At 43.8% G+C, this 17,870-nt stretch carries 17 protein-coding genes and 1 tRNA gene; 12 read left to right on the top strand and 6 right to left on the bottom strand.

Going from position 1 to position 17,870, the window contains the following annotated elements:
• Positions 1-8: 8 nt before the first annotated feature.
• Positions 9-4,535 (top strand): PAS domain S-box protein, encoded by a 4,527-nt coding sequence (locus tag H6F44_RS22795; protein ID WP_199302027.1) that lies wholly within the window; start codon positions 9-11, stop codon positions 4,533-4,535.
• 118 nt (positions 4,536-4,653) lie between these two features.
• Here the strand turns inward: H6F44_RS22795 and H6F44_RS06725 are convergent, their stop codons facing one another.
• On the bottom strand, positions 4,654-5,049 hold the full coding sequence (locus H6F44_RS06725) for an MAPEG family protein (protein WP_190350192.1): 396 nt from the start codon (positions 5,047-5,049) through the stop codon (positions 4,654-4,656).
• A 34-nt stretch (positions 5,050-5,083) separates the two neighbouring features.
• On the opposite strand from H6F44_RS06725, the gene H6F44_RS06720 reads away from it, so the two are divergent.
• Positions 5,084-5,890 carry a hypothetical protein gene (locus H6F44_RS06720; protein WP_190350191.1) on the top strand — a complete coding sequence of 269 codons (807 nt, stop codon included), beginning with the start codon at positions 5,084-5,086 and terminating at the stop codon, positions 5,888-5,890.
• A 171-nt stretch (positions 5,891-6,061) separates the two neighbouring features.
• Here the strand turns inward: H6F44_RS06720 and H6F44_RS06715 are convergent, their stop codons facing one another.
• Positions 6,062-7,243 (bottom strand): TRC40/GET3/ArsA family transport-energizing ATPase, encoded by a 1,182-nt coding sequence (locus tag H6F44_RS06715; protein WP_190350190.1) that lies wholly within the window; start codon positions 7,241-7,243, stop codon positions 6,062-6,064.
• A 365-nt stretch (positions 7,244-7,608) separates the two neighbouring features.
• Here H6F44_RS06715 and H6F44_RS06710 point away from each other — a divergent pair, with 365 nt between their 5' ends.
• Complete coding sequence (locus tag H6F44_RS06710; protein ID WP_190350189.1) at positions 7,609-7,968, top strand: Hpt domain-containing protein; 360 nt, start codon at positions 7,609-7,611, stop codon at positions 7,966-7,968.
• On the opposite strand, the gene trmB is transcribed toward H6F44_RS06710, so the two are convergent.
• A complete protein-coding gene (gene trmB / locus H6F44_RS06705) occupies positions 7,954-8,676 on the bottom strand; it encodes a tRNA (guanosine(46)-N7)-methyltransferase TrmB (protein ID WP_190350188.1) in 723 nt (240 codons plus the stop codon). The genes H6F44_RS06710 and trmB overlap by 15 nt on opposite strands.
• A 257-nt stretch (positions 8,677-8,933) precedes the next feature.
• Here trmB and recR point away from each other — a divergent pair, with 257 nt between their 5' ends.
• The 4 genes from recR (at position 8,934) to H6F44_RS06685 (ending at position 11,055) form a co-directional block, all read left to right on the top strand.
• Entirely contained in the window at positions 8,934-9,530 is a 597-nt protein-coding gene (recR, locus tag H6F44_RS06700; protein ID WP_190350187.1) for a recombination mediator RecR, read from the top strand.
• A gap of 171 nt (positions 9,531-9,701) precedes the next feature.
• Positions 9,702-10,163, top strand: coding sequence for a YdcF family protein (locus H6F44_RS06695; protein ID WP_322096177.1), 462 nt, complete (start codon positions 9,702-9,704; stop codon positions 10,161-10,163).
• Positions 10,164-10,283: 120 nt separating this feature from the next.
• Positions 10,284-10,356, top strand: a tRNA-Phe gene (locus H6F44_RS06690).
• 186 nt (positions 10,357-10,542) lie between these two features.
• Positions 10,543-11,055 carry an FKBP-type peptidyl-prolyl cis-trans isomerase gene (locus H6F44_RS06685; protein ID WP_190350185.1) on the top strand — a complete coding sequence of 171 codons (513 nt, stop codon included), beginning with the start codon at positions 10,543-10,545 and terminating at the stop codon, positions 11,053-11,055.
• A gap of 17 nt (positions 11,056-11,072) precedes the next feature.
• Here the strand turns inward: H6F44_RS06685 and H6F44_RS06680 are convergent, their stop codons facing one another.
• Together H6F44_RS06680 and H6F44_RS06675 are read right to left on the bottom strand one after the other, a co-directional pair.
• On the bottom strand, positions 11,073-12,110 hold the full coding sequence (locus H6F44_RS06680) for a late competence development ComFB family protein (protein ID WP_190350184.1): 1,038 nt from the start codon (positions 12,108-12,110) through the stop codon (positions 11,073-11,075).
• Between the two features lie 91 nt (positions 12,111-12,201).
• Complete coding sequence (locus H6F44_RS06675) at positions 12,202-12,714, bottom strand: chemotaxis protein CheW (RefSeq protein ID WP_190350183.1); 513 nt, start codon at positions 12,712-12,714, stop codon at positions 12,202-12,204.
• Positions 12,715-12,860: 146 nt separating this feature from the next.
• Between H6F44_RS06675 and H6F44_RS06670 the strand changes: the two genes are divergently transcribed.
• Entirely contained in the window at positions 12,861-13,700 is an 840-nt protein-coding gene (locus H6F44_RS06670) for a RibD family protein (protein WP_190350182.1), read from the top strand.
• Between the two features lie 58 nt (positions 13,701-13,758).
• Here the strand turns inward: H6F44_RS06670 and H6F44_RS06665 are convergent, their stop codons facing one another.
• The gene (locus tag H6F44_RS06665; RefSeq protein WP_190350181.1) at positions 13,759-14,496 is read right to left on the bottom strand and encodes a biliverdin-producing heme oxygenase; all 738 of its coding nucleotides are present in this window, start codon (positions 14,494-14,496) and stop codon (positions 13,759-13,761) included.
• A gap of 439 nt (positions 14,497-14,935) precedes the next feature.
• Between H6F44_RS06665 and ndhC the strand changes: the two genes are divergently transcribed.
• From ndhC to H6F44_RS06645, 4 genes are all read left to right on the top strand, one after another.
• The gene (gene ndhC / locus H6F44_RS06660) at positions 14,936-15,298 is read left to right on the top strand and encodes an NADH-quinone oxidoreductase subunit A (protein ID WP_190350233.1); all 363 of its coding nucleotides are present in this window, start codon (positions 14,936-14,938) and stop codon (positions 15,296-15,298) included.
• The gene (locus H6F44_RS06655) at positions 15,295-16,035 is read left to right on the top strand and encodes an NADH dehydrogenase subunit K (protein ID WP_190350180.1); all 741 of its coding nucleotides are present in this window, start codon (positions 15,295-15,297) and stop codon (positions 16,033-16,035) included. The genes ndhC and H6F44_RS06655 overlap by 4 nt, the downstream gene beginning before the upstream one ends.
• 4 nt (positions 16,036-16,039) lie before the next feature.
• On the top strand, positions 16,040-16,573 hold the full coding sequence (locus H6F44_RS06650; protein ID WP_407681864.1) for an NAD(P)H-quinone oxidoreductase subunit J: 534 nt from the start codon (positions 16,040-16,042) through the stop codon (positions 16,571-16,573).
• A gap of 250 nt (positions 16,574-16,823) precedes the next feature.
• Entirely contained in the window at positions 16,824-17,669 is an 846-nt protein-coding gene (locus tag H6F44_RS06645; protein WP_322096176.1) for a prepilin peptidase, read from the top strand.
• Positions 17,670-17,870: the final 201 nt, after the last annotated feature.

Genomic DNA, 17,870 nt, shown 5'->3' with positions numbered 1-17,870 from the left:
ATAAGTTTATGGCAGCCACTACCAATAGTTCAGAAAAAATTCAACTTCTGCTTGTCGAAGACGATCAAATTGATCGCCTCGCTTTCACACGCACAGTCAAGCAGTATGGATTGCCCTATGACTATTCCTTAGCAAGCTCTCTGACAGAAGCTTTAGCAATCTTGAGCGATCGCCGATTTCAAATTGCGATTCTCGATTACAACTTAGGCGATGGTCAATCTAGCGAACTATTTTCGATTCTAAAAGAACAAAATTGTCCGTTTGTGATCTCGACAGGTAGTGGGGATGAGGAAACGGCGGCAAGATTGATGAACCAAGGGGCGGCGGACTATTTGATCAAAGATCCCGAACGTAACTATCTGAAAATTTTACCCGTAACCATTAGTAAAACCCTAAGCCGTCATCAAACCGAAGGGCAGTTACAATTACTCAACCGTGCGATCCAGAGCGTCAAGGATGGCATCTATATTTTAGATTGCCGAGGAAATATCCAGTACATTAACAATACGCTTGCCGAGTTTAGTGATATTGCTCCTGAAGCGGCGATCGGGCAATCAGTGCAAGTATTAAAGCAACCCTATCTAGAGGCATGGTTGCAACAGCGCCCTTCCTGTGCCGATGAGACTTGCAGCCTCGAAGTGGAAATGATCATGTGTCGAGCCGATGGCACAAATTATTTGGCTTTACTCGCTGAAACTTGCGTTATCGAAAACTCCCACTTCAGCAGAATTGGGGTGATCCGCGATGTCACTTCTCTCAAAACAGTTGAACTAGAATTAAGACTTGCTCAGGAGAGTTTAGAAAATACGGTCAAAGAACGAACTGCCGAACTCCAACAAGCGATCGCCGATTTAAGACAAGAAAATCAAGAACGCTTAAAAATTGAGGAGTCATTGCGGGCAAGTCGGGATCAAATTCAGCAACAACAGGAATTTTTTAGATTAGTCATTGACAGCAATCCCAATATGATTTTTGTCAAAGATTGGGATGGTCGCTATCTCCTTGCCAATCAAACTATGGCTGATTTTTATAACACCACAGTTGAAAATCTGGGGGGTAAGACAGATGCTGAATTCCATCGCAACCCTATAGATTCAGAGCGATTTCTCCAAGAAAATCGTCAGATAATTTCCAGCCAACAGGATAAGTTCCTGCCCGAAGAGAAAATACATCATGCAGATCTTGGTCTTCTATGGCTCCAATGGCAAAAGCGCCCGATTAAAATATTTGGTAGTTTTGGTAGTATAGATGGGGTTTTGGGGGTTGGCGTAAATATTACGGCTCGAAAACAGATCGAGATTTCCTTAAGTGAGAGCCAGAAACGTTTTGAGTCCCTAGCTGCATCTGCTCCTGTGGGCATTTACCGCACTAATACCACTGGTGACGCGATCTACCTCAACGATCGCTGGTGTGAGATCGCAGGTTTGACCGCCGCAGAAGCGTCTGGCCCTAACTGGGCGAGAGCATTGCATCCTGAAGATCGCGAAAAAGTTGGCGCAGCATGGTATGCCTCCGTACAGGAGAATCGCCCGTTTGAACTGGAATGTCGTTTTCAAAAGCCCGATGGTTCTATAACTTGGGTACTTTCACGAGCCTGTGCTGAATATGATATTTATGGCGAAATCATTGGCTATGTGGGGACAATTACTGATATTAGCGATCGCAAACGCGCCGAGACAGTCTTACAAAAACTCGTAACAGGAACCGCCGCCGTTACAGGCGCAGACTTTTTTGTGGAATTGGTGCGCCACATTGCTGAGGCTCTTGATGTCGCCTATGCTCTCGTGACCGAAGTGGTGGATGAGCGATTGGTTTCGTTGGGGTTTTGGGCAAATGGGAGCTTACAACCATCTATTTCCTATCTACCCGCCAAGACTCCCTGCGAGCGTTGCATGATAGAAGGACAATATCATTGCGAGGAAGCCGTCCAAGCAGCATTTGCCGAAGATTTCGATCTTGTGACCATGCAAGCTGAAAGCTATTTAGGAATTGTTTTAAAAGATGATGATGGTAACGTCATTGGCAATCTTTGTGTTTTAGATACAAAGCCAATGTCGGAAACTGCAAGGGTTGAAGCGATCGGCATTTTGCAGGTCTTTGCCGCGAGAGCATCGGCAGAATTGCAGCGCAAAAATGTCAACGAAGCCCTCAATCGCCTCAACCATGAGCTAGAGGAGCGTGTACTAGAACGGACTCAAGCACTACAAGAACGGGAGGAACAACTTCGAGACTTTTTTGACAATGCCACTGATTTAATCCAGAGCATATCTCCAGAAGGAAATATCTCATTTGTAAATCGTGCATGGAAAAGCACCTTAGGCTATAGCGAAGCTGAATTAAAAAACTTATCGATTTTTCAAATCATCCATCCTGAAGACCTTGAACATTGTCAGATCGCTATGCAAAATCTATTTTGTGGTGAACAATGCATCGCGATCGAGACTAGATTTGTAACTAAGGATGGTCAAACAATTGTTGTGGAAGGCAATGTGAACTGTCAACTAAAAGATGGCGTACCAATCGCCACCAGAGGAATTTTTAGAGATATTACCGAACGGAAAAAAGTAGAGAATGAACTTTTTGAATCAAAACAATTTCTACAACTAGTGCTTGATACATTTCCACTATTTGTATTTTGGAAAGATCGCCAGTCAGTCTATTTAGGTTGCAATCAGAACTTTGCGGTGAGCGCAGGATTAAACTCGTCATCGGAAATAGTCGGCAAGACTGACTATGAGATGCCTTGGAGAAATAGTGAAGCAGATAGCTATAGAAGCGACGATCGCCAAGTTATAACCTCTGGCAAACCTAAACTAAATATTATCGAGACTCAATATCAGGAAAATGGTAAAACTATTTGGTTGGAAACCAATAAAATACCGTTACGGGACTTAAATGGAGATGTGATAGGGGTTTTAGGGACATATCAAGATATTAGCGATCGCAAGATTGCCGAAGAAAACCTCGCAGAAAGTGAAGCCTTTAATCGTCAGTTAGTCACAGAGTTTCCCATTGGTTTAGCAAGCTGTCGCCTAGATGGACAATTGGTATTTGTTAACGCTGCCTTTGCCCAAATCTTAGGACGCACGGTTGAGGAAGTTCTATCTCTCAGTTATTGGGATATTACGCCTGCTAAATATGCTGAGCAAGAAGCCGAACAAATGCAGTTAATTCAAACAGAGGGTCGCTATGGTCCCTATGAAAAGGAATATATCCATAAAGACGGACATCTTGTGCCAGTACTTTTGTCGGGAATAATGATTTTGCGGAATGAAGAGTTATTGATCTGGACGAGCGTACAGGATATTAGCGATCGCAAATCTGCCGAAGCGAAATTGCAATTAGCGAACCAAGAACTGATGCGAGCCACCCGCCTTAAGGACGAATTTCTTGCCAATATGAGCCACGAACTCCGCACACCGCTCAATTCAATTTTAGGAATGAACGAATCGCTACAGGAGGGCATATTTGGCAATATTAATGAGCGACAACTCAAAGCATTGCAGACCATTGAGAATAGTAGCACCCATCTTTTAGCATTGATCAATGACATTCTCGATGTCGCAAAGATTGAATCGGGACAGATTAACCTAGATTTAGCGATTACTGATATAGAAAGCTTATGTAAATCTAGTTTGGCATTTATTAAGCAGCAAGCACTGACAAAACGTATCCAAATCATCCCTCAGATTCCCAAATATTTGCCAGAAATAATCGTAGATGAGAGACGAATTCGTCAAGTCTTGATCAATTTGCTAAACAATGCGGTGAAATTCACCTTAGAGGGAGGAACGATTACTTTGGCAGTATCCCTAGTTTCGTCTGAGACAACTGCCACCCACCGCCCGAATACTAACCTCCTAAAAATAGCTGTAATTGATACGGGTATAGGGATCTCCGCCGAAAATATTCAGAAACTATTCCAACCATTTATCCAAATCGATAGTGCGTTAAACCGTCAATACAATGGCACTGGCTTGGGTTTAGCTTTGGTAAAGAATCTGGTTGAGCTGCATGGCGGCAGTGTGGAACTGACCAGCGAAGTGGGAGTTGGCAGTTGCTTTGCTATTAATCTTCCCATCGACCCCAACAATCATCTTGATATAGAAACGCAAACTGAGCAGGATGCCTCAGGACAGTTACCAATAACTCAATGCTCAATGGACGTAGTGGTTTCGCCATTGATTTTACTCGCAGAAGATAACGAGGCTAATGTTGCCACCTTCTCCAGTTATCTCCAAGCCAAGGGCTACCGCTTAGTTGTGGCTAACGATGGGCAGCAGGCGATCGCGATCGCCAAAGCTGAGCATCCTGATCTGATTTTGATGGATATTCAAATGCCTGTCATGGACGGTCTAGAGGCAATCAGGCAAATTCGCTGCGATCCTGATTTGGTTGATGTTCCCATTATTGCCCTGACGGCTCTGGCAATGACAGGCGATCGTGAGAGATGCCTAGACGCTGGAGCAAATGACTACCTATCCAAGCCAATTAAGTTAAGAAGCCTGACTCAATTGATGCAAACCTTGATATAGCACGCAGATAGAATTCCTGCGATCGCTAAGGTTTCGGGCTAGCACGGGAGCATAGCCCCTACAAAATATGAATTATTCAGGTAGGGGCTATCCCCCTGTATTTGCCCTGCCTGGCGCATCAATTAATCAGCCGCATCGTAAGGTTATAGAGAGTCCCAAACATAAGTGCAAGGGTGGCAAGGGAAGCGATCGCATTGCCTGCGGCTCTTTTGCTGGCTTCGACATAATAACCCCAAGCATAACCAATGCGCCCAATCACCCAAACACCACCCAAAATCGCCCCCAAATTCGGGCTGACGAAAATACTAAATAGCCATAGACAAGGCAAAAAGATCACAATTTGTTCTAGGGTATTCTGGTGAGCGCGATATACACGCTCAAAGTCTTCATTGCCTGTGGTTTGTGGCGGCATAATTTTATACTTAACACGAGCTACGCCCACACCAATGCCTAATCCAAAGTAAACTAGCAATGCCAAAATAGTCACGATCGCAGGAAAAATCAAAGTTTGCATCATCTCGTTGGGTTCTAAATTTACTGTTTATGTTATGCCAAAATTTATCACTTATTCGCCCCTAACGCTGGGCTTGTCAATAGTGGCGATCGCCGCGATCATCGTCAGTTGTCAGCCCAACCAATCTACAAATCGTGCTGAAGATGTCGCCATCAACCATCTGCGATCGCAGTTAAAAATCTCTGCACAGACAGCGATCGCCATTGAGGCTAAGTCGCCGCTATCAATCAATGTCAGCGACCTTTGCCAAACGACTTTACCTAACCAAGATGGTTTAAAAGTATCCCTGATTTCTGAAGATATTCGTTATATTCTGCATGTCGATAAAGATGGCAGTCGGGCGGAGCTTTGTAGCTCTGAGGATGCTAAGCCAGAATCTACCACCAAGTATATGGGGACGGGCTATAGTCTGCGCTACCCTGCTCAATGGCGGGCGATCGATCTAGGCTTAGAGAATTCGGGTGTAAGTACGGTGGTATTTACACCCAGTCGCGACTTGGGGGGAGGTGTGCAAGATCTCGATAAGCTCAGGCAGCAATTGCGTCAAAATCAACAACCCTATGCGATCGTGTTGCGCCAACCTCTCAATGCCCCCGCGATCGCCAGCATTCCTGACGAGTTAGGCAAAGAGGCGATGGTCACGCCCCTAGACGCACAGGTCAAGGGCGCAAAATCCGCCAATCAAAAAGAATTTACATCGGATAATTGGCAGGTCAAAATTTTGACTTTAACTACAGATCAATTCGCCTATAGCGTTAGTTACTATCAACCTAATACGGCTAAAGATACAGAAGCTTTTGATCAATTTGCCCAGAGTTTTGCCCTCATAGATTCTCCATAGCCCCTCAATCAAAATCTTAAAATCCTTGCCTTACAACGCTTTCAAAGTTCTAATTGGGTTGACAAGTAGCTAAGCACAAATAAACTAGAAACCTAGAAAGCTGTCCCAGCCACCACACAGGCGGAACAGCTTCTAGTTTTAGGTTTTAATTACGATGAGTATCTGGGGACACTAGACGGGAGTAGAAAACCGAATTTTCAAATAATCATCTTCCATCTTTGCTCCAGTGGTTTGCAACACCGACAGCGCCTGTGGCAACACCAAATTACGGCGATGATTACCGATACGAATATTTAGCTCATCACCCGTTTTTGTTAACTCGATCGCCTCCTTGGGTACGCCTGGAAGATACAACTCCAGACGGTATTCTTTATTCTCTTCCACCACCCGCATCGTATTTTCCTTGTAATAGACCTGAGCAGGATCTTCATCCCCAAACAAAGTTTCTTTCAACCTTTCCAAAGCCGCAAAGCCACACATCTCTTCAGCATAAAGTGGAATCTGCTTGATCGGCAATGGACTGAAATCACGATAAATCTGTTCACAATATTGCTTTTGGTTATCCTTCCAAACCTTAAAGAAAGGATCTTGCACCTCTTCAGGAATAATCCGATTCGCAATCACCAAATCCGTAGCCACATTGTAAAGACTGAGATAGGAATGCGCCCTTAAGGACTCATTAATCACCATCTTTTCAGGATTCGTCACCAACCGCACCGTGGTAATTGTATTATCCGTCAGAATTTTTTCTAAAGCCTCTAGCTCTTCATAAAACTCGTAGGGTGCATCCATCACCTCTTTGTTAGGCAAAGAGAAACCCGTCACTCGCTTAAAAATTGGCTCAAAGACTGGACTCAATACCTGCGCCATCCCCTGTAACGGTTTGTAAAACTTTCGCATATACCAACCCGCCACTTCAGGCAAAGATAGCAACCGCAAAGCTGTACCTGTTGGCGCAGAGTCAATCACCAATACATCAAAATCCTTTTCATCATAATGACGCTTCACCCGTACCAAGCCAAAAATTTCATCCATCCCTGGCAAAATCGCTAGCTCTTCTGCCTGTACGCCTTCCAATCCTCGCGCCTGCAAAACCTCACTGATATAGCGCTTCACCGCACCCCAGTTTCCTTCCAACTCCCTCAATGCGTCTAGCTCTGCCCCCCATAGGTTTGGACGGACTTCCTTAGGGTCATGCCCTAGCTCAACCATAAAACTATCCGCAAGAGAATGGGCAGGGTCAGTACTCAAGACGAGAGTTTTATAACCCAATTCCGCACAGCGTAAGCCTGTGGCTGCTGCTACGGAGGTTTTGCCCACTCCGCCTTTTCCTGTCATCAAAATGATACGCATGGTTAATTTAATTTAATAAACTGATTTGAAATATAGTTTTGGATTGAATTTAGATTTGCCAAGCGCTGCACTTGGTAGTTAATGTATGTGATCCTTATGCTTAATCTATTTTAATAGAGAGGTTCTTAAATCTTTACATTCAGGCTTTAATTCTAACACCGATCCCTATCTGTCATTAGTAATTCATATTCAACAAATTTCTTTGCAGCACCACCCGTTTTAAAAAGTGACACTTCGCCCCACTTTTTAAAATGTTTATGTACTACTCAAAGCCTCAAAAGACTGTATGTGCCATTAATTTCGTGGGAGTTTATATACTAAAATTCTAACGACAGCTATAAATATTTATATTATTGACATTGTTTATGAGTCATCAATCTGATTCTCCAATAGATTTAGAGCAGCTTCATCAGATATCAGAAGGCGATCTGGAGTTTGAGATTGAAGTGTTGGAAGTGTATGTAGAAGATCTGGCACAAAGACTAGATAGTATGCGTGCGGCGGCGTTTATGGGCGATCGCCATCAGGTTATGGCAGAGGCACACCACATCAAAGGCTCAAGCAGCAATGTTGGCGCTGTGCAAATCAGAAACCTAGTATTGAGGATCGAGCATCTGGCACTAACAGACTTGAACGCCGTGTTAAAAGTGATTGACGATATTATTGAGGCGTTAAATTTAGTGCAATTATTTATTATTGATAAAGTTCGTTTACACAATCAGTAAATCATCAGGCTTTCTTTTTAAATAGACCCGATATACTGGCAGTCCTTGGCTAATTACCGAGTTTTCGCGCTCCGTGGCAATATGCTCTGGAAAAGTATGGTCATCGGCAAAATTTCCCACTCCAGCGAGATTAATAAAATTTTCATTTGCCTCAAAGGTTGCTCGCATATCTAGGGCCACCTCATAAACATCCGATTGCAGGAATACAGGGGCATCGGCAACTAATAGCTCAGCGAGGGTTGCTACTAGTTCAGGCTGGACAGTACGGCGCTTTTGTTGCCGCCGCTTAAACCAAGGATCGGGAAATTGAATTGTGACTTCGTGCAAGGTATTTTTGCTCAGCAAACCTGCAAGGGAAACATTAGCGTTGCAAAAAATATAGTGCAAATTGGATAAGCCCAACTCATCGCGGACTTGGTTGCAGCGATCGACTAGGGGTTCCCGAATTTCTAAGCCCAAAAAATTCCAATGTGGTTTTAGTTGTGCCATTTGTAAAATGTAACGCCCTCTTGCTGAGCCAATGTCAAGGCTGAGGGGCTTTGACCAGTCTGCATAAATATCTGTCCATACGGGCGGGGCGATCGCCGTACTATACTTTTTGGCTAAAGGGTTGACATGTTCACGCACTCTTGCTCGCCGCGATACATTGGCGTTGGTGACGTTAATAATCAGATTTGCCTCTGGCTGGGGGAGATCGGGGTTGGACATATTCGCAAGATTAGCTGAGATGTAAACAAGGCTTTCTATTATAGCGATCGCCAATTAATACCCATAGAAACTTTGGAAGCATCGTTGCTTTGACTCAATACTCCCTCAAATAATTACAGCAAGTTAATTACAGCAAGTTAATTACAGCAAATTAATTGCGACAAATTAATTGCAACAAATTAAAAAGTGGTGTAGCAATTTTTTAATTTGGTATGAGCTAAAATTGCAAGGTCAATTAGCTATTTAGTAACCCTGTTTTGTATACTCGCCCCTTAGCCAATCTGATCGAACAACTGCAACGACTGCCAGGGGTAGGGGCAAAAACTGCTCAAAGGCTAGCCTTGCACATTATTAAACGCCCTGCTGAAGAAATAGAGGCACTTGCCCAGTCTTTAGTGCAGGCTAAGCAGCAAGTGGGCAACTGCTCTATATGTGGACATCTATCGGCAGAGCCAATTTGCGAGATTTGCGCCCATCCTAATCGCGATCATACGGTGATTTGCGTGGTGTCTGACTCCCGCGATCTAATTGCCCTTGAAAAAACCCGCGAATATCGTGGCAAATATCATGTCCTTGGTGGTTTGATTTCGCCGATGGATGGTATCACACCCGATCATTTAAATATTCAAGGACTAGTGCGGCGCGTGAGTGGTGGAAAGGTGGCAGAGGTGATTATGGCGATCGCCCCTAGTGTGGAGGGCGAAACCACAACTTTGTATGTGGGCGGGTTGCTCAAACCTTTTACAAAAGTTACGCGAATTGCCTTTGGTATTCCGATGGGCGGTGACTTAGAATATGCAGATGAAGTAACTCTGGCAAAAGCGATCGAGGGTCGCCGTGAGCTTAGCTTTTAGTTAAGCATAAGTGCTTCAAATAATCGCCCTTTCGATGCTACTATCCTTCTGATTTGTAACGTAATCACCAACGTCACCACGATGATGATCAACCCACTATCAAAAATTACTTGCATTACAACCTTATGTGGGTTAGTTGGTTCTAGTTCTATTATCTTTGGACTTCCCGCCGTGACGCAATTAGGCACCAGCCCCAAAATCAATACGCCACAAGCAATTTTAGTATTAGGCGGCTCGCCCACCCGTGAAAAATTCGCCGCTAAGTTTGCCCGTCAACATCCTCAACTGCCTATTTTTGTATCGTCAGGTAGCCCCGAAGAATATGCTGAATATGTATTTGACCAAGAAGGTATAGACCGCGATCGCATTCACCTAGACTATCGTGCAGTGGACACGGTTTCCAATTTTACAGTGATGGTCAAGGAGCTAGAAAAGCGCCAAATCAACAATATTTACTTAGTAACCTCCGATTATCATATGTCCCGCGCCTTAGTAATTGGCAAAATTGTATTGGGTAGTCGGGGTATTCAAATCCAGCCCGTAACCATTCCTTCCAAGTTTGAGCCTGAGAGTCCTGTGAAGTCTCTGCGCGATGGCTTGAGATCTGTTTTTTGGCTAATGACCACTAACTAATTGACACTGATAAAAACTTTCTTTCAATAAATCTTATTTGGGCTTGATCAAAATTACCCCTTAGTGCTATGTTAGTAAAGCGCAAAAAAACAAACGCGCAAAAGCAATTTTAAGCAATAAGCCGGGATAGCTCAGTTGGTAGAGCAGTGGACTGAAAATCCACGTGTCACGAGTTCAAATCTCGTTCCTGGCATAACTTTACTCCAATATTTCTCCAAAGCAAGGTCTAGCGATCGCAATTGTGTTGCTGTCCTTAGATTGGTTGAGCAATTTGGCAATAATTTGGAAACCGTTACAAAGTGACAATTTCAAAATTATTTCTTGGTTTTAAGTCAGCGTAAAGCGCTGTATCATAAAAATGTTGATTGGAGGGATAGTCTTGAAAGGAATTTTGATTAGCTTTGGCATTATGGCAGTGGCGGTTTTGGTGATTGTAGTCGCCCAGATTACAGGTAGTCAATCAGCGATCGCCAGTGGGGGTGAGCCCTCGACTGGTGCGCCTCAACAAGTAAAAATAGCAACAGTACCATTAATTAGTATGAATGACTCCGACATCAAAGAAACTGGCACAGGGCTTAAGTATAAGGTGATCACCTCTGGCACAGGGGCTTCACCCAAAGCGGGGCAGACCGTGGTAGTGCATTACATCGGCACGCTCGAAGATGGTTCTAAGTTTGATAGCTCCCGCGATCGCAATAGTCCTTTTTCCTTCAAGCTTGGTGCTGGTCAAGTAATCAAAGGTTGGGATGAAGGTTTAGCTCTGATGCGTGTGGGCGATCGCTATAAACTAATTATTCCCCCCGAACTCGGTTATGGCGATCGCGGTGCTGGCGGCGTGATCCCCCCAAAAGCCACCTTAATCTTTGACGTTGAGTTATTACGCATTTCTTAACTTTAAAATCTCACCAATTAAAGAGGATTGCTACGCCATTCCTCTTGATTGGGTGAGACAGCATTTGGTGAGGCAGCACATTCTCGCTGCCAACAAACCTTCCCCGATTTTGCCAACTCTAAGGATTTTGAAACCACTTCCACAACGTTTTGCCACCTCACCTCACGATTCAACATCCGCCCCAACTTCAACAAAGCCTGTTCCCTTTCATAGCGCACTCTATAAAACATTGGTTGATCACATCTCTGGAGATTTTGCTGGCGGGTTTTTAGCATCGCTTCATGCACAATAATTGATACCTCTGAGCCAATATTCATCTGAGCGTAATGGCGTAAATGACCTAGCCCTTTACTAGAGGTTGCATATAAGGGCGGTAGGCGATTTAAGGATTTAGCGAGGACATCTTCAAGCCGAATAAACCGTAACTCATTCTGAGGAAAAGACCCCGCACGGTTTTGCGCCATCCGAATTACTAATCTTTCTAAGGAATGTACTAACTGCCGACTTTCTAGCATATAGACTTCATAATCACGGCGCTTAATCTCACTCAGAGGCTGACTTTGTAGTACAGACTTTTTTAAATACATACTAGCGTTGAAGCGATTCTGCCCCAAAGTCCCTCTAAGTTGTGCGGAGTAATTGCCAGAATTATATTTAGCGATCGCCGCCTCTAAAGCATCTTCTAGCGCTTTGGGAAGATCGCTCCACATTAAGCTTTTCCTGCCTAAAATATCCTGTACCTGCAACAAAGCATAGGGCGCATTTGCCAACTCAATGTCTTCAAGGGATTCTGGCTGCCGCAAGGGATCGCGTCTTACGCCGAGCAACGCCTGACGCACCATCTTACTTATATCAGTACGCATAGCCTCGCATTGCTGGCGCATAATTTGCAGATCAACATCCGTTGAAGCAAACTTGGGGGGCAATCGATTTAAGGCATAGGCGATGACTTCATCAAGATTATATTTATGTCTAATACCAATTCCTAAGCTCTGAATCTGAGCATTTGCCTCCTCATATACAAATTCTAATAAAACATTTCGACAGGATTCCATTGTGTTGACTGACTTTGTATCAGATCTAGGTATGGCACTTTAACTTTGGGGCTGAGGCATTCTGTGGTCAGCAGCTACGATATGTCCAAGGCTAGGAATGCAAAATATTGGATTGTAAAATACTCTCAGCTTTGAGGAGATAGGCAATGTGATTCTGTTCTTTAGCATATCCCTTAAGATAGGGCTTTAATGGGGCTGGCATCAAGGTAATATCATTGGCAATATGCCCAAGGGGAATATGTACTATACCCATAATTTTGGGAACAACCAATGCTAAAGCCAAGTTTTGCATCGAGATCAAAATTACTTCATAAAGTGAGATATTTTGGCTCAATGGCTGCATTCCCAACAACATTGCCAAGTCAACCCCCCAATAGACAAGGCGACGGCGGCTCAAAATCCCTAAAATACAAGATGGTTTGTTAGGTACAGGGATGATATTAATTGATCTAATGGTCAAGACTTCCTGAACAAATTCACTTTCTAACAGACCAACAGATTGTAAATCAATGGCAAATTTGAGACAAGTAGCAGTTGCTGGCTCTGCTCCCATTTCGGGGGCATAATTCTGAAGGTAATCGGCTCTCTCGGAAAGCGTTTGCATAGCTTAGGTTAAGTTTTGTGGGACTCGATCTTGTTATAACTAAATAGCAAATGCTTGTATACGGCATTCATGCTGAAAAAAGGTTTGCCCATTAAGAAGATGTGTAATAACTAAAACTATATTCTCAATTTATATTCTCAATTTTTATGTATAAAAGTCTGTTTGCTTCCCGCGATCGCATTTATGACTTTGATGAACTCAGCTTTCCCTGTGAGGGTGTTGATTTAGAGATCCCCATAAATTCTTTAAGTTCTCTAAATTCCCTTCATGATGGTTCTAAACGCCCCTATGTCATTTTTAATATGGTGTCTAGCATTGATGGTAAAGCCACAACTTTTAAAGGAGAACTAGGTAAATTAGGCTCACGCCCCGATCGCTACCTCATGAAACGATTGCGATCGCAGGTGGATGGCGTAATCGCAGGGGCAAATACACTGCGTCACGATGCTTTCATTCCCACATTACCCGACGATCTCGTTACCGATCGCCTGAGACATTTCGCGCAACCACAGCCCCTCGGCATCGTGATCACCAACTCAGGCAATCTCCCCGAAGATCATCGTTTTTGGAATGCAGGTCAGGAATTACGATTAGTGATTACCTCTGAGAAGGCAGCGATCGCCCCTTGGGTAAGCCAAAAAGCCCAAATCCTGCGACTGCCTAACCAAGATCATCACAATCAAGCGATCGATCTGCGAGCAGTACTAGCCATCCTATGGCAACAATTTGGTATTAAACGGCTTTTAGTCGAAGGCGGCGCATCCCTCAACTACAGCCTCATATCCCAACATCTCGCCGATGAAATATTTCTCAGTATCGCGCCCTACGTTGTTGGCGGTGTCGAAAACATGACCATTATCGGCGGTTCTGACTATGGCATGGGCGGCGGCGACATCCCCAAACTAGAATTGCGATCGGTCTATAGCCATGACTCAGAGCTATTTTTGCGTTATCAATTTGTGAAGCCAAAAGAAAAGGAAAGATAGCAAAGCTATCTTTCCTTTTTTGAGGTACAAACGCAAAGCGCTGTAAATACTAAAAATACTAACTGGCAGCCTTAGACTCGCGGCGCATCGTGCCGTTAGCCTTCGGCTCACCCTTAAGCTTAGTAACTAAAGAATTCCAGCCAAACTTAGTCAGCGCCAGCAACCAATTACCTTCCAACTCCCGAAACATCGCCATATTCATATGAAAAGAAGCATTAGCTTCATCGACAATGCGCTCAGCCGTGGCAGCATCTACAGGCAAAGTGTCAAGAGCCTCACGGTAGCGCTTCTTAAATTCACCATGATTGCGGATATCGTCAAACTCATAGAAAGCAGTACCATTGCCCTCTTCCAAGCCCATCGACTCCTTGGCGATTTTCTTGAGGATTTGACCACCAGACAGATCGCCCATGTAGCGGGTATAGGCGTGAGCCACTAGCAACACAGGATCATTAGCCGAAATCTCGCGAATACGAGCGAGATACTTTTCACAAGCAGGAGTGGGCTTGACCACTTCGCGCCAGTTGGAGCCAAAGTAAAACAACATATCTAGTTCAAGACTCTTTTCGCGCCATAGCTCACGGTAATAGAGCTTGCTCAATACGGGATCATTTTTGTGAACCTCAAATTCTGCCTCGATCGCCTTGTAGACAAAATAAAGATTGCCAACCAGTCTGCTATAAGACGACTTATCAACCACGCCCTTCAAAAAGCATTTGATAAAGTCAGTACTCTCAGCCGCCGAGTGAGATTTCTGTGTACCAACACGCAAAAGCGTTGCTAAACCTTGACTCATGGATTCTCCTAAATTTTTGTGATTATTTTGTTATTTTGATTGTTTTTTAATTGGTTTTGATTGGGATAATCTAGCTACCACAATGCTGTATTAGCTAGATTTGACCATCCATTCACATCCAAGAATTAGAGTTGCGGCGTTTTACACCACCAATCCTTGGTTTTGAATGTCAACTTTTGGAAATATTTTTGGAAATATTTTTGGAAATAAATAAAGAATGAATAAATATAATTGCAGACTCGTCAAAATCCCATGATTGCTGCTAAAGACCTAAGCCCAGCAGTATTTAATTGAGGATTTGACATAAGCTCTAATTATATAAGTCAAAGCATAGAAAAATTTCTAGCCTGTAACAAATTTTCATCTACCCCCTCACCCATATAATGTACTTAGCATCTCCCTTTGGAATTTTAGTCAAGATAGCTTGAAGAGGTAATCCATCTTGGTTTTAAGCGGATACGAATACTTACTGGTATTCATCATTGTATGTACATTAGTCCCCCTGTCGGGACTGGCTCTATCGGGGCTGTTGAGTCCTGCCCAAGGCGGAGCCGCAGGACGCACCACCTACGAATCTGGCTGCGAACCGATCGGTGGCGCATGGATTCAGTTTAATATTCGCTACTATATGTTTGCCCTTGCCTTCGTGATCTTCGATGTGGAAACCGTATTTTTGTATCCTTGGGCGGTGGCATTTAGTAAACTGGGGCTATTAGCCTTTGTTGAAGCCATCATATTTATTGGCATTTTGGTACTAGGTCTAGTCTACGCTTGGAGAAAAGGAGCCTTAGAATGGTCATGAAAGCTGAAAATGTTGGTTTGGACTTTAGTATCGAAGAACAAACCCAACGCCTCATTAACCCCGTCGAAAAGCCTCAAGTCACTCAAGACTTGTCTAATAATGTCATTTTGACCACCCTCAATGACCTTTACAACTGGTCGAGAATGTCTAGCCTCTGGCCGATGCTCTATGGTACTAGCTGCTGCTTCATTGAGTTTGCCGCGATGATCGGCTCCCGTTTTGACTTCGATCGCTTTGGTCTGTTACCCCGTTCTAGTCCTCGCCAAGCAGATTTAATCATTGTCGCAGGTACAGTAACAATGAAAATGGCTCCTGCCCTTGTGCGTCTCTATGAGCAGATGCAAGAGCCTAAGTATGTAATTGCCATGGGCGCTTGCACAATTACGGGCGGAATGTTCAGCACTGACTCCTACACTACGGTACGCGGTGTTGATAAGTTGATCCCTGTGGATGTCTATATCCCTGGTTGCCCTCCCCGCCCCGAAGCAATTATGGACGCGATCATTAAGCTTCGCAAAAAGATTGGTGCAGAAGGCTTTCAAGAAAGGGCAAATCTCAATCGCACCCATCGCTATTATGCCGTAAAGCATGAAATGAAGGTGGTCGATCCAATTTTGACTGGACAATATCTAGAAATGCCTAGCCGTATGACTCCGCCTAAAGAATTGGTGGAATCAGGTATTCCTTTACCCGCTTTGCAAATGGCTCCAAAGGAGGTAGAAACCGTTGGCAGATAATACTTTGGATAAATCAACTCAAACGGAAGCTGCCCTAGCAACTACGGAAGTCAGCGCCCCCATATCACAATGGTTGACTAGCAATGGTTTTGACCATGAATTTTTGGGTCTCGATCATCAGGGCGTTCCCATTCTCAAGATTGATCGCCAGTTTTTGTTACCTTTCTCCACAGCGCTCTATGCCTATGGCTTTAACTACTTGATGTGTCAATGTGGTTATGATGCAGGGGCTGGTGATAGCTTGGTGAGTATGTATCATTTGGCGAAGATCACGGATGAAGGGATAAACAAGAGCGATCGCCTTGAAGAAGTGCGCGTGAAGGTATTTTTACCCCGTGTCGATCCTCGTTGTCCTTCGGTCTATTGGATCTGGAAGACTGCCGATTGGCAGGAGCGTGAAACCTTTGATATGTATGGCATTGTTTATGAAGGACATCCCAATCTTAAGCGGATTTTAATGCCTGAAGACTGGATCGGCTATCCGATGCGAAAGGATTATGTCACGCCAGATTTTTACGAGCTACAAGACGCATATTAACGAAGAAAGCACCCAATGGGTGCTTCTCTTTTTAATCAAATAAAATCCATAATCTTTTCTAGATCTCTTGCACCATGTAGGACACGCAAAAGATTCTAAAAAACTTTCGGCAGCAACTCGATTGCCCATTGCTAAGATGTAATTTGCTTGTTGTCTTAAAACTCGACAACGCTTTGCGCTCAAAATTTGTCCTGCGGCTAGTCTGATCGGTAATTGGTGTAATTGGTGTAATTGGTGTAATTGTATAATTGTGTCACTTGCATCTCCCAAGCCTGTGTTATTTATCGAATCCCTTCTCATTCAAGCCTTAGCAATTACCATAGGTGCTTGCATTGGCAGCTTTTTAAATGTGGTAATCTATCGCATACCTGCGGGATTGTCGATCCTATACCCGCCATCCCGTTGTCCCCATTGCTTGCGGCAACTTGCGCCCCGCGACAATATTCCTGTGATTGGTTGGTTTTTGATCAAGGGTAAATGTCGCTATTGTCATACGCCTGTGTCATGGCGTTATCCAGCGATCGAGGCTTTTACGGCATTTCTATTTTGGTGTGTAGCAGCCTATTTCGGAACTTCACAACCTATTCTAGTTTTATGTTTTTATGCTTTGTTCCTTAGTTGGTTATTGGCGCTGGCAATGATTGATATTGATACGATGACATTGCCAAATTCGCTTACACAGTCTGGGTTGGTTTTAGGAATCCTTTATCAAGGAAGCTTAGCAATGACATCTAGTGATAGTTCTATCGCCAAAATGTTGATAGGAGGGATTGGTGGAGCGGTTTTGGGGATTTGGTTGTTGGATATTATGCGAATTGCGGGGCGAATATTTTTGCAGAAGGAAGCGATGGGCGGCGGCGATCCCAAGTTAGCGGCAATGATGGGAATGTGGTTAGGTTGGCAAAACATCTTACTTACAATTTTGCTGGCTTCGGCAATTGGTACTGCTATTGGCGCGATCGCAATGATTTGTAGTAATCATCAAAAACAGCAGCCAATTCCCTTTGGTCCTTTTTTAGCTTTAGGGGGCGGACTTTCCTTGTTTTTTGGAAATCCAATTATTTCAACCTATCTAAAGTGGTTTGGGTTGAGCTAAAGACTCTATGGTCACAGCAGGTTTAGCGGCGATTAATTAATTTTTAACATAAACCAATACTTCGGACATAAAAAAAGGGGAACAAAAAAGCTATTCATCAGATAAGGTGCAAGTAATGAATCAAAGCACCAAATGAATAGCATTAATGACATATTACCGAAAGTAGCAACCAAGGCACAACAGAAATTTCTGTCAATCCTG

The organism is Pseudanabaena cinerea FACHB-1277 (genome assembly GCF_014696345.1).
Lineage (GTDB): Bacteria > Cyanobacteriota > Cyanobacteriia > Pseudanabaenales > Pseudanabaenaceae > Pseudanabaena > Pseudanabaena cinerea.
Note: the sequence above shows the minus strand (reverse complement) of the source record. Positions and strands in the feature narration are given on the sequence as shown.